The 12,081-nt window shown below is 38.7% G+C and carries 11 protein-coding genes and 1 pseudogene; 8 read left to right on the plus strand and 4 right to left on the minus strand.

What is annotated here, in order from left to right; genetic code table 11:
• Window positions 1–84: 84 nt before the first annotated feature.
• The 3 genes from panB to panD are packed head-to-tail and all read left to right on the plus strand — an operon-like array spanning window position 85 to window position 2,148.
• A complete protein-coding gene (gene panB, locus KMHG_RS08685) occupies window positions 85–921 on the plus strand; it encodes a 3-methyl-2-oxobutanoate hydroxymethyltransferase (protein ID WP_010288759.1) in 837 nt (278 codons plus the stop codon).
• 2 nt (window positions 922–923) lie between these two features.
• The gene (panC, locus tag KMHG_RS08690) at window positions 924–1,766 is read left to right on the plus strand and encodes a pantoate--beta-alanine ligase (protein ID WP_010288765.1); all 843 of its coding nucleotides are present in this window, start codon (window positions 924–926) and stop codon (window positions 1,764–1,766) included.
• 4 nt (window positions 1,767–1,770) lie between these two features.
• Complete coding sequence (panD, locus tag KMHG_RS08695) at window positions 1,771–2,148, plus strand: aspartate 1-decarboxylase (protein WP_390618961.1); 378 nt, start codon at window positions 1,771–1,773, stop codon at window positions 2,146–2,148.
• Between the two features lie 58 nt (window positions 2,149–2,206).
• Here the strand turns inward: panD and KMHG_RS08700 are convergent, their stop codons facing one another.
• The 3 genes from KMHG_RS08700 to KMHG_RS08710 all read right to left on the minus strand — a co-directional run bounded on the left by KMHG_RS08700 (window position 2,207) and on the right by KMHG_RS08710 (window position 5,038).
• Window positions 2,207–3,028, minus strand: a complete 822-nt coding sequence (locus tag KMHG_RS08700; RefSeq protein ID WP_010288769.1) for a methyl-accepting chemotaxis protein — start codon at window positions 3,026–3,028, stop codon at window positions 2,207–2,209.
• 204 nt (window positions 3,029–3,232) lie between these two features.
• A complete protein-coding gene (locus tag KMHG_RS08705) occupies window positions 3,233–4,633 on the minus strand; it encodes an MDR family MFS transporter (RefSeq protein WP_010288770.1) in 1,401 nt (466 codons plus the stop codon).
• 129 nt (window positions 4,634–4,762) lie between these two features.
• A complete protein-coding gene (locus tag KMHG_RS08710; protein ID WP_010288771.1) occupies window positions 4,763–5,038 on the minus strand; it encodes a hypothetical protein in 276 nt (91 codons plus the stop codon).
• A 248-nt stretch (window positions 5,039–5,286) separates the two neighbouring features.
• On the opposite strand from KMHG_RS08710, the gene KMHG_RS08715 reads away from it, so the two are divergent.
• The 3 genes from KMHG_RS08715 (at window position 5,287) to KMHG_RS08725 (ending at window position 8,411) form a co-directional block, all read left to right on the plus strand.
• Window positions 5,287–6,507, plus strand: a complete 1,221-nt coding sequence (locus tag KMHG_RS08715; protein ID WP_010288772.1) for a carboxylate--amine ligase — start codon at window positions 5,287–5,289, stop codon at window positions 6,505–6,507.
• Window positions 6,508–6,649: 142 nt separating this feature from the next.
• The gene (locus KMHG_RS08720) at window positions 6,650–7,237 is read left to right on the plus strand and encodes a YIP1 family protein (protein ID WP_010288773.1); all 588 of its coding nucleotides are present in this window, start codon (window positions 6,650–6,652) and stop codon (window positions 7,235–7,237) included.
• A 112-nt stretch (window positions 7,238–7,349) separates the two neighbouring features.
• Window positions 7,350–8,411: a tartrate dehydrogenase gene (locus tag KMHG_RS08725; RefSeq protein ID WP_010288774.1), complete on the plus strand. Its 1,062-nt coding sequence runs from the start codon at window positions 7,350–7,352 to the stop codon at window positions 8,409–8,411.
• A 35-nt stretch (window positions 8,412–8,446) separates the two neighbouring features.
• Here KMHG_RS08725 and lepB read toward each other — a convergent pair.
• Window positions 8,447–8,773: pseudogene (gene lepB, locus KMHG_RS17580) on the minus strand (signal peptidase I); the annotation flags it as partial.
• Window positions 8,774–8,920: 147 nt separating this feature from the next.
• Here lepB and KMHG_RS17585 point away from each other — a divergent pair.
• The gene (locus KMHG_RS17585; protein WP_154647367.1) at window positions 8,921–9,511 is read left to right on the plus strand and encodes a Rossmann-fold NAD(P)-binding domain-containing protein; all 591 of its coding nucleotides are present in this window, start codon (window positions 8,921–8,923) and stop codon (window positions 9,509–9,511) included.
• A gap of 115 nt (window positions 9,512–9,626) precedes the next feature.
• Complete coding sequence (locus tag KMHG_RS08740) at window positions 9,627–12,080, plus strand: S8 family peptidase (RefSeq protein ID WP_010288778.1); 2,454 nt, start codon at window positions 9,627–9,629, stop codon at window positions 12,078–12,080.
• The last annotated feature ends 1 nt before the right edge of the window (window position 12,081 follow it).

Consider the following 12,081-nt stretch of genomic DNA (forward strand, 5'->3'; position numbering starts at 1 on the left):
AACTTAATTAAATGTTAAGTGCATAGTCATATGTTTTGATGTAAAGTATGTATAAATTAACGAACGATAGGGAGGACAACGACGATGAAAAATATTTTGAATTTTCAAGAAATGAAACGCAATCGCGAACCAATCGTCATGATGACAGCATATGACTATCCTTCTGCACGCATTGCAGAACAGCAACAAGTTGATATGATTTTAGTGGGCGACTCACTAGGCATGGTCGTTTTAGGATATGATTCAACGGTATCCGTTACATTAGAAGATATGATTCACCATGGGAAAGCCGTACGACGTGGGGCAAAAGATACGTTTATCGTCGTCGACATGCCATTCGGTAGTTATCACGTAAGTACAGAGCAAGCTGTTGAAAATGCGATTCATTTATTCCAACAAACAAATGCAAACGCTCTCAAAGTAGAAGGAGCAGGTGAACTTGTGCCAGCGATTCGTAAAATGATTGCAGCAGGCATTCCTGTTGTCGGTCATTTAGGATTGCAACCACAGTCAGCAGAAGTGCTAGGTGGTTATAAAGTGCAAGGGAAGACGACAGAAAGTGCAGCCGCATTAATTGAAGAAGCAAAAGCTTTAGAAGCTGCTGGTGTATGTGCAATCGTCTTTGAATGCATTCCAAAGCAATTAGGGAGCATTTTAGCAGAACAAATACATGTGCCGATTATCGGAATTGGTGCTGGCGCAGATGTTGATGGGCAAGTGCTCGTTTATCACGATTTACTCGGCTATGGCGATCATCGCTTACCGAAATTTGTTGAGCAATTTGGCCATGTATATCCGATGATGTCATCAGGTGTTGCGGCATATCGAGATGCGGTACGTGCACGTACATTCCCAGATGATGCACATAGCTTTACGATGAAAGAAGAACAGTTAGATGGATTATATGGAGGCGTAAAATAAGCATGAAAATCATCAAGACGATTGCAGAACTACACGAAGTACTAGCACCGGCATACGATGCGAAACAAACAATTGGCCTTGTACCAACGATGGGCTATTTACACGAAGGGCATCAAACGCTTGCGAAAGCAGCAGTCGCAGAAAATGACATCGTCGTGTTAAGTGACTTTGTCAATCCGACACAGTTTGGGCCAAATGAAGACTACGAAGCTTACCCACGGGATTTAGCACGTGATGCACGTGTAGCTGAAGAAGTTGGTGTGCATTATATTTTTGCACCGAGTGTAGAAGAGATGTATCCGCATCAAGGCGGTATTACGTTCGAAGCGGGCCCTGCATCCAACATTTTATGCGGGGCGACGCGTCCAGGGCATTTTAACGGCGTCTTACAAGTCGTGACAAAGTTATTCCAAATCGTACGCCCGACGAACGCTTATTTCGGACAGAAAGATGCACAGCAACTAGCAATCATTCAAATGCTTGTACGCGATTACAATATCCCAGTTGTGATTCGTCCAATTCCAATCGTACGTGAGGAAGATGGTTTAGCGAAAAGTTCGCGTAATGTCTTTTTAACAGCGGAAGAACGCGCATTAGCTCCTCAACTGTTTGCTACGTTGCAAACGCTGCGAAAAAACTATGAACAATTTGATGAAGCGGCAGCAATTCAAGCAATTGAAACCGCGACAAAAGGGAAAGTCGATTACATTCAACTGTTAAGCTATCCAGATTTACAGCCGCCTAAAGCAACAGACCAACAATTGATTTTAGCGACAGCGCTTTATTATTCAAACGTCCGCTTAATTGATAATATTATTTTTGAAGTAGGTGAAGCGCGTGTTTAAAGAAATGATGAGTTCAAAAATTCATCGCGCTACTGTCACACAAGCAGATTTAAATTATGTTGGTAGTATTACGATTGATGAAGATATTATGGACGCTGTAGGCATACTTCGTAATGAAAAAGTGAGCATTGTGAACAATAACAACGGCGCGCGCTTTGAAACGTATACGATTGCTGGGGAGCGTGGCAGTGGCGTCATTTGTGTTAACGGAGCAGCCGCGCGTCTCGTACAACCAGGGGATATCGTCATCATTATCGGCTATACGCATATGACGCTTGATGAAGCACAGCACTATACACCGAAAGTTGCCATCATGGGTGAAGGTAACCGAATCGTTGAGATGATCGGTCATGAACCAGAAGCGACAGTGATGAATTATTAAATATGTTTAGTGCTATAATAAAAAATGCCTCCGCTTTTGCAGCAGGGGCATTTTTTCATTAAAACATTTTTTTCATAAATGATGCTAAATCTTGTGACACTGAATCTAAACGTTCAATAATAACACTTACATCTTGTGCAAGTTTTGCTTCTTCATTAGAAGCATCTGAAATTTGGGTCATATTTTCAAGTAATGCACTTAAGTTGTCTTTCACATTATCTAACGACGTTTCAATTTTTTTCGTAGAATCATCTGTTTGTTGCGATAGTTTACGAACTTCTTGTGCGACAATGTTAAATCCAGCACCGTATTGTCCTGCACGTGCAGCTTCAATTGACGCATTTAAACCAAGTAAATTAGTTTGACGAGAAATGGCTTTGATCATAGAAGTAATTTCGTTCGTTTTTTGAGAATCTTCTAATGCACGTTCTGACTGTGTCCGAATCTCAACACTTGTTGCAGCTAATTCTTCAGAATGTGCCGCAATCGTATGCGATTTTTCTTGTAAAGATAGCGCAATTTCACGTACAGCATTGATGTAATCTTCTAATTGTTTTTCTTTATCTAACGGTTTACCAAACCCTAATACGCCGACTGTGCGACCTTCCACGTTAATAGGGAAGGCATAAGCATTGATAGGCATACCGTATACACTTGCATCTAAATAAATGTCTGAATGACGACCATTTAAAGCAGTTTGTAAATTTGTATCATTTGCATTTACAAGCTGACCTTCACGATAACCGATTTCTAAATTTTCACCTGGTAAATATTTGATAATTTTACGTGTTTCTTTGTCGACAATAACGACGACTGCTTCTTTTTTAAGGGCTAAATGGATATATTCAGCCATAAAACCTAATGATTGTAAAAGTTCCATTATAATCTCCTTTGATGCCATCTCTATGTCAAAATGCCTTTTTATCATTACTTCTATTATATACATATTTAGTACTAAATTATAGTTAGCAATTCACAATGTATTTTCTTCTTTTGTTAATATATATGCTAAGTTATTCGAATTATCGATAAAAAGCAAAAAAGTAACAAAAAAAGACTGAGCATTATACTCAGTCTTCAAACGTTACATAGAAGGTTTTGCGCGTTTTACGAATAGTGTTAATACAAATCCAATGACCGCGATGATTAAAATAAAGATGAATGCAAAATGGGTCCCATTTGCCAGAATCATTGTTTCAGAAGTTTCTGTACTGCGTTTAATACCAGCATTCATAAGTGTGATGGCTAATGCTGTTCCAGCTGCCCCTGCAATTTGCTGTAATGTATTCATGGCAGCAGCACCGTGTGGATAAAGCTGTGGTGGTAGCTCGTTTAATCCATTCGTTTGTGCAGGCATTAGTGCAAGTGCTAATCCTAAGTTAGTAAAAGCAAATGCGATAATAATCGTTAGTTTTGGTGTATCTGCTGATAGTGATAACACAAAAATTATATTTGCGATTAATACAAAAGCAAATCCTACGATTAATAACCATTTCGGCCCGATTTTATCAAAGACGCGTCCGACAATCGGTGCTAAAATCGCATTTAAAATATTCCCTGGTAACATCACTAAACCAGCAGCGACAGCACTTAATAATAGCGCGCCTTTTAAATAAAGTGGTAATAAAATCGCTGACGATAAAATGACTGAAAAACCGATGAATAATAAAATCGTTCCAAGTGCAAAATTCGGGAATCGGAAAACACGTAAATCAATCATTGGTGCATCCATTTTTAATTGGCGAAGGCCAAATAATAGTAACGCGATTACACTTACAACGATTGGTAGCCATACGAGTAAATCTGAAAATGGTTTACTCGCTAATGTTCCTAATCCATAAATGAGTGAACCGAAGCCGATTGTTGATAGCGTGATTGATGGGATATCCAATGTCGGTTTTGTAATTTCCGAAACATTTTGTACCGTCGGAATCCAAATTGCAAATAATATAATATAGAAGAAAAGGCTAATCCAAAAAATATAATGCCAGCTTAATGCGTCGACGATGACACCAGCTAATGTTGGACCGATGGCAGGAGCTAGTGTGATGACAAGCCCCATGATACCCATAATTGATCCACGTTTTTCAATGGGGAAAATAACGAGAATAACGTTCATCATCAGAGGGATTAAAATACCTGTACCGACTGCTTGTGCGATACGGCCGAGTAATAATAGCGTAAAGTTTGGTGCTAATGCACAAATGATTGTACCGATGATTGAAAATAGCAATGCGCTAGTCGCGAGTTGCTTCGTTGTGAACCATTGTAATAAGAGGGCAGAGACAGGGACGAGGATACCGAGAACGAGTAAAAATCCTGTTGTTAACCATTGAACGGTTCCTGTCGTTACAGAAAAGTCACTCATAATATTTGTAAGTGCCATATTGAGCGCTGTTTCTCCGAATAAGCCAATAAATGCGCTAATCATGAGACCCGCTGCCATCCAACCGGGGTGTTTAATTTGTTTTAAAGTAGTAGACATACATACCTCCGTTTAATATAGGTGCTAACGTTAGATTATAACATATATTTACTGTTTCATAGAAAAGGAATATATGTTTCATATAAACAGTTCCATGAAAAAAAGGAGCAGTCATTTGCTCCCTTTCCGTTATCCAAATGCAACGCTATAAATTAAGCGTGGCGTTAAAGCTAACATAAATAGCAATGTTGCATAGTATAAAACATAGTTACGATCATTTTGTTGTCTGTAACCCATGACGAGAACGAGACAAAGTAGTAAGAACGCAATCAACGCCATCGTCAATCGCCACCCAAATGGCGTAAAAATCGTCCAACTATAAAATAAACTTGCAAGTGGTACTAGAAATATAGACAGTGCAAGTGCAACGAATAACAACAAAATCATTTTTAGTTGTTGACGCATGATATCACCTCTACTCTATCTTTTCCCTTTTTTTCGCGTCTTAAAAATAAAAAAACACGTAAATCGTGTGAAAAAAATACAGCGTTCTGTTTACGAACTACCAAGATTAGTAATATAATAGCAAGGTGTGTATCACTTACACAGATATAGATAAATCGCTATAAGAAGCTATTTTACTAAGTCTATTATCATATAAAATAGCTATTTTATCAATAACCATTTCTTATGGATAACCTATGGAGGCTCTCATGGCAAAATTAAACTTTATTCCGATTATTGTCGGTACAGATATTAACGCATATAATATGTCAATTTCTTTTCACGAAGAATACGACGTCAACCCAATTTTAGTAGGTCGTGGTGAATTACCATTTACAAAATTCAGTACGATTCCTGCAAAAATCGAATACTTCCCTAAATTAGGTGAACCATCTGAGTTCCCAAAAATTATGGAAAAAGTCGCGAAAAAATACGGTAAATCAGGCAAAAAATTAATGCTTGTCGGTACGAATGATATGTACGTTCGTTACATCGTTGAAAATGCAGACTTCCTTAAAAAATATTTCGTTTTCAACTATCCTTCAATCGAAGTAATGGACACATTACAATATAAAGCAAACTTCTATAAATTGTGTGAAGAATACGGTATTGACTACCCAACAACTCGTTTCTACGATTGTACAACAGTTGATCAACCATTCTCAGACGACAAAATTCTTTACCCATTAATTTTAAAACCAAGTAACGTCATTATGTACTTAGACTTAAAATTCCAAGGGAAAGAAAAAGTTTATAAAGTAGAAAATGAAGCAGAAGCAAACCGTGTTATCCAATTATTACACGATGGAGGCTACCACGATGAAGTCATTATCCAAGAATTTATTCCTGGTGATGATACATTAATGTGGGACGGCGTTGTTTATGCAGACCAAAACAAAAAAGTACAACTTGTAACACTTGGTCAAGTTGTATTACAAGAACATACACCAACAGCTATTGGTAACTACACATCAATCATCACACGTTTCAATAAAGAGTTAATGCGCAAAATGCAAGACTTTATCGAATACATCGGCTATACAGGCTTCGCGAACTTCGATATGAAATACGATACGCGTGACGGTAAATTTAAAGTATTTGAAATCAACATTCGTCAAGGTCGTTCAAGCTACTACGTAACACGTCTAGGCCACAATTTAGCACGTTACCTTGTAGATGACTGTGTAGATCATAAAGAAAAAGATGTTGTGTACGCAAATGGTGAATTTTTATTCTCAGTTGTACCGAAAAAAGTATTACGTGATTTCGTTGATAACCAAGAAATCAATGCAGAATGCCGTCGCTTAATTCGTGAAGGTAAATGGGCAAACCCATTATTCTATCCAAAAGACAAAAGCTTCAAACGTAAATTGTATCTGGCTGCGCGTCAATACAACTACTACAAAAAATATAAAAACAATCAATGGTAATAAAGATTTAAATGAAGTGTACATTGCTGAGTCAATGTACACTTTTTTTGTATCGTAAAATAAGGATAAAGATGTTTGTTTTGGAGAATTAAGCTATTGATGCTTATTTTTTGTTACGCTAGTTAAAAAAGGGGGGAACACAGTGGGTTTATTATTACAATCAATGAAACATCCAGTTGCTGCATTCCAACAATTACAACAAAGCCGTTTTTCGCAATATTGGTTCTATGTATTATTAATAGGGATCGGTTCTATCTATCTTTATTTGTTCCAGCAACAACTTAGCGAAGAAACGACGTTATCACCAATTGTTACATTTATTCTTGCTATTATTTTCGCGATACCAATTATTTGGTTACAATCTGTCATTTTTGCATTCTTTTTAAATATTACGGCGAAATGGTTAGGTGGTCAAAGTACGGTGACATCGTTAAGAAATGCGCTTTATATTTCTTCGGCACCGTATGCAGCGATGGTTCCAGTATTTATTATTTGGAGTTTCATCTCACCACATACATTTTTTGATGATGTAGCAGGTGTACCGGGTATAATCGGTACGATTTGGATGTTTGTATTATCTGTATGGTCATTTATTTTAATGCTCTACACAGTAGCCGCCGCAGCACAATTTTCAAAATGGCGTGCCTTTTTTGCAGGATTGATCGTCTTCGTATGTTTCATTTTAATCGCGATTCTTATCGGTATCACTTTTGTGATCGTGTTTATGTAATGAAGTGAAAAGAGATGCTTGTTGAAGCGTCTCTTTTTGTTTTGAAAATTTCGTAAATTATCTTGTCAATCCGAAAAAAGAGGCGTACCTTTATCGTAGAGGTGATAGAGAAATGGAAACGAAAAAAATTGCGGTCATTGCTGGAGATGGCATTGGCCCAGAAGTTGTTTCAGAGGGGATTAAAGTAATGGAGCGTGCCGCTGAAATAGACGGTACGATTCAGTTCGACTATACATATTTTCCATGGGGCTGTGAATATTATACGAAGCACGGCAAAATGCTACCAGATGATGGATTGGAGCAATTAAAATCATTTGATGCGATTTATTTAGGGGCTGTTGGTTTCCCAGGCGTGCCAGACCATATTTCATTACGTGAGTTACTATTAGTCATTCGAAAACAATTTGATCAATACGTGAATTTGCGTCCTGTAAAATTGTTAAAAGGTATTGAATCACCACTTCGTCATGGGACATCTGAAAATATCGACATGCTCGTCATTCGTGAAAATAGTGAAGGTGAATATGCAGGAAGCGGAGAATGGCACGCAAAAGGTCAACCTGAAGAAACTGTATTACAAACGGGTATCTTTACGCGAAAAGGGGTCGAACGCATTATTCGTTACGCATTTGACGAAGCACGCCGACAAGGTGGTAAATCTGTAACGAGCATTAGTAAAGCAAATGCGTTGAACTATTCAATGGTATTTTGGGATGAAGTATTTGAAGAAGTAGCAAAAGATTATCCAGACATTCAAACGTATTCTTATTTAGTCGATGCGGCAGCAATGTTTATGGTCATAGACCCAGGTCGTTTTGAAATTGTCGTCACATCAAATCTATTCGGGGATATTTTAACAGACCTTGGCGCTGCGCTTGCTGGAGGAATGGGTGTTGCAGCTGGTGCCAATATTGATCCGGAGCGTCGTTATCCTTCCATGTTTGAGCCGATTCACGGTTCAGCACCAGATATTGCCGGCCAACAAATCGCGAATCCACTCGCTGCCATTTGGTCGGTCAGTCAAATGTTTGATTTTTTTGAACGGCCAGAGATGGGAGCACATATTTTAGCGACGATTGAAAAATTGCTAGCGGCAGGGGACGTCTTAACACCTGACCTTGGCGGGACAGCGACGACGGCAGCAGTCGGTTCAAAAATCGTATCATTATTATAATGCACAAAAGCGGTAGCACATGAGCTATCGCTTTTTTAATATTGTTGATTAAACGGTTTGAAACGGAATAACACAGTCGCTTTGACGTCTGTTCTATAATCAACTGCATCAAATGTGCGAGAGTCACTTGAATGATTGCGATTGTCACCCATGACGAAAGCATAGCTATCTGGAACGGTCGTTTGAAAATCGAGCTGATGCATTTTTTCTTTAATATACGGTTCCTCAATTTTTTCACCGTTGCGGTACAAGTCGTTGTTTACAATTTCAACCGTATCACCCGGAAGACCAATAATACGTTTAATATACAAATCATCTCCTGGTACATTTGATGCGTCTAAGATGACAATATCATTGTAGTCAGGGCTACCAAAAGATTACGCGTGGACAAACGGTGCAACCGTTCGGTGACGACGTAAAACACATTGTTGTGGATCGTACTGATGATGTCGCTTTACGTCGTGTAATTGAGTAAGGACGCCAAGCAAGCGAAAGTGTTATGTGATATCGTGAACGATTATCCAGCCCACGTCGCTTTTACGTCAACGATGGCTGTATATGAAGCAAACGGCATATGTCATACTGAAACAGATTTTGATTCAATGCATTATGACTATAACCTGACAGCGCAGCCCCCGTATGGAAAAGCAAAGCGCCAGGCCGAGGCTGTATTTAAAGTACGTACAAAGTTTCCGGTCGCAATCGCGCGTTTTCCGATCGTGATGGGTGAAGATGATTATACGGAACGTCTACAGTTTTATGTGACGTATATTCAACAACAGCAACCATTTGCGATGGCACATCTAGAAGCAGAAATGTCATTTATTTTAGCGGAGGAAGCCGCTTCATTTTTACAATGGCTGGCGACGCAAACCGGCGCTTGGAACGCGACCGCAAATGGGACGATTTCGATGAGCACACTTCTCCAATTAATTGAATCTGTTACATGTGAACGAGCGATAGTGACGACAGAAGGAGATTCACCGTACAATATTCCAAAGTCATGGTATATATCGAATGACAAAGCGACGGCAGTAGGCTTTTCCTTTTCTAGTCTAGATGTTTGGCTTCGTCTATCCATTGCACATCTTGCGACCTAATAAGAAAAATATGAAACTATGACAAATAATACAATTTAAGCATATCAATCCTTTGATAGATTCTTTACAATAAAGATAACTAGCATTGCTAGAAAATAATCAAGGGGGTACGTAAATGAAAAAACTCGTCATGTGGCTAGTGGCACTTGTCGTTGTTGTCGGCGTTATCTTGCCTAATGTTCCAGTTGCGAAAGCGATTGAAACGACAGATAATGACTTACAATCAGCGCAATTGTTAACGAATGGTCAAACGGTCACACAACAATTTAATGAGGTGGGCCAGACATGGTATACGTATAAACCTACAGCAACAGATATAAAAAAACATTCACACGTCAAATTAACGTTGAAAAGTGATTATATTTTAATGGTAACGGTTTATTCAAGTGCGGAAAAAGCAAAAAACAATGAAGCATTCGGTCAATATACGGCTGGTTCTGTCGATGGTAAAGCAATCGTTCAATTCCCATATGCTTGGGAAGGTCCGTATTATATTAAAGTAGAATATAACGGCATGATGGATGAGAAGGCACCACAACTAGATGAAGAGGGTAATCCGATTGTTGAAGTTCCTTATTCATTAACAGCAACACCGACAAAATTAGCACCTGCAACTGTATTAGAAGAAAGTGCAGCATGCCCTGTTGAAATGAGTGTACAAGGCAATAAAAATGCATCTTCAATGTTAAAAGATATTCGCGCGTTTCGTGATGGCATTTTAGCAAAAACAGCAGAAGGTCGCGAACTATCAAGTTTATATTACAAAGCAGCGCCATTTTTAGTTGCTAAAATGTTAACGAACAAATCATTCAAAAAAGAAGCATATCAACATTTATTAACGATTCAACCGCTAGTAGAAGATATAAATACGAACGGTGTCAACAGTACACGCGTCATTACAAAATCAGAAGCGCAAGCGATTGAAGCGCTTTATGATATGACGTATAACAATGTACCAAAAGCGTTGCAACAAAAATTAGAAAAAGCATCTGCAACAGTTGGTTTAGCAGACAACTTAGCAGGGGAGTCATTAACGGAAGTCGTACAAAAGGCGACAGGTGAATTGACGAAAAAAGGAACGAAAAATAAATATATCGTTAAATTAAAAGACGGTGTATCGCTTCAAACGTTCAAAAAAGCGGTTGATGGCCAATCAAAAGCTTCTACATTATCTGTGAAAAATAATGAAATTTTAGCAGATACGTATGCAGTAGAGCTTGATTTAGCGAAAGGCTCAATGGCACAACAAAAATCGACAGCAAAGAAAACGACTGCTCAAATCGAAGCGTTACCAATCGTTGATTATATCGAGCCTGTAACGACGTATCATGCACTTGCAGCAGATACATTATACGATTATCAATGGTCATTACGTAATACAGGTGATGAAGGTATTAAAAATGCGGATATCCGTAACGCACAATTACAAAAACTAGCAGGTCAAACGAAGTTATCAACGACGAAAATCGCGGTTATTGATACAGGTGTTGACAATACGTTAGCAGACTTAAAAAATGTCGTTCTTTCAAGTAAGGGTCGTAATTATGTCGATCGCCAACAAAATACGATGGACGATCACGGTCACGGTACACACGTAGCAAGTATTATCGCAGCGCAAGCGAATAATGGATATTCAATGCGCGGTATTAATCAAAAAACGAAAATTTTACCGGTTAAAGTATTAGATGCTTCTGGTGCCGGTTCAAATGAAAGTATTGCATTAGGGATTAAATATGCGGTAGATCAAGGCGCCAAAGTCATTAACTTGAGCTTAGGTGGTTCATATAGCCGTACGTTAGAAGCAGCATTAAAATATGCATACGACAAAAATGTCACGATTATCGTTGCAAGTGGTAATGACGGCGCACAAGCCATTTCTTATCCAGCATCTTCTCGCTATGCCATTTCTGTCGGTGCGACAAATGCGTTAGATGTCGTATCAGATTACTCAAACTACGGTTATAAATTAGACGTTGTCGCACCAGGCTCTAACATTCCGAGTCTTGTACCGAATGGGAATGTCACATATATGAGTGGTACGTCAATGGCAGCGCCACACGTAGCCGCAATCGTTGGTTTAATGAAATCAGCGAACAGCTCATTAAAAGTAGAAAAGATTCGTAACTTATTGCATGAAACGACAAAAAATGTGACGTTCACGCAAAAAGATCAAAATACGACAGCTACAGATATGGATTACTTAAATTTAATCGGTAGTCTATTAGGTGAGGAAGAAGAGCCAGAAAGAGGCACGTTAGCACCTGGTAAAGATTTATTATCAGGATATGGTCGCGTAAACGGTGTTAATGCGTTCAGCGCTGCTGTGTTGAAAGCTGATATTTCAAAAGTAACAATTAAATCAACGAAAGTATCAGGTAAAGCGTTAAAAGGCACGAAAGTTGTTGTGAAAAAAGGTAGCAAAACAATCGGCAAGAAAACTGTGCCAGCGAATGGCAAATTCAGTATTAAAATGCCGAAGCAAAAAGTCGGTAAAAAACTCACAATTACGATGACAAATTCGAAAACACCAGCAAAAGCAACGATGAACGTATTCGTTGTGAAAAAGTAAG

The sequence above is a fragment of the Kurthia massiliensis genome, assembly GCF_000285555.1.
Classification (GTDB): domain Bacteria; phylum Bacillota; class Bacilli; order Bacillales_A; family Planococcaceae; genus Kurthia; species Kurthia massiliensis.

Excerpts from the sequence above, each read along its gene's own strand:
- KMHG_RS08725 (WP_010288774.1), top strand. The coding sequence starts at position 7,350 with ATGGAAACGAAAAAAATTGCGGTCATTGCTGGAGATGGCATTGGCCCA.
- panD (WP_390618961.1), top strand. The coding sequence starts at position 1,771 with ATGATGAGTTCAAAAATTCATCGCGCTACTGTCACACAAGCAGATTTA.
- KMHG_RS08715 (WP_010288772.1), top strand. The coding sequence starts at position 5,287 with ATGGCAAAATTAAACTTTATTCCGATTATTGTCGGTACAGATATTAAC.
- KMHG_RS08705 (WP_010288770.1), bottom strand. The coding sequence starts at position 4,633 with ATGTCTACTACTTTAAAACAAATTAAACACCCCGGTTGGATGGCAGCG.
- panC (WP_010288765.1), top strand. The coding sequence starts at position 924 with ATGAAAATCATCAAGACGATTGCAGAACTACACGAAGTACTAGCACCG.
- panB (WP_010288759.1), top strand. The coding sequence starts at position 85 with ATGAAAAATATTTTGAATTTTCAAGAAATGAAACGCAATCGCGAACCA.
- KMHG_RS08700 (WP_010288769.1), bottom strand. The coding sequence starts at position 3,028 with ATGGAACTTTTACAATCATTAGGTTTTATGGCTGAATATATCCATTTA.
- KMHG_RS08740 (WP_010288778.1), top strand. The coding sequence starts at position 9,627 with ATGAAAAAACTCGTCATGTGGCTAGTGGCACTTGTCGTTGTTGTCGGC.
- KMHG_RS08710 (WP_010288771.1), bottom strand. The coding sequence starts at position 5,038 with ATGCGTCAACAACTAAAAATGATTTTGTTGTTATTCGTTGCACTTGCA.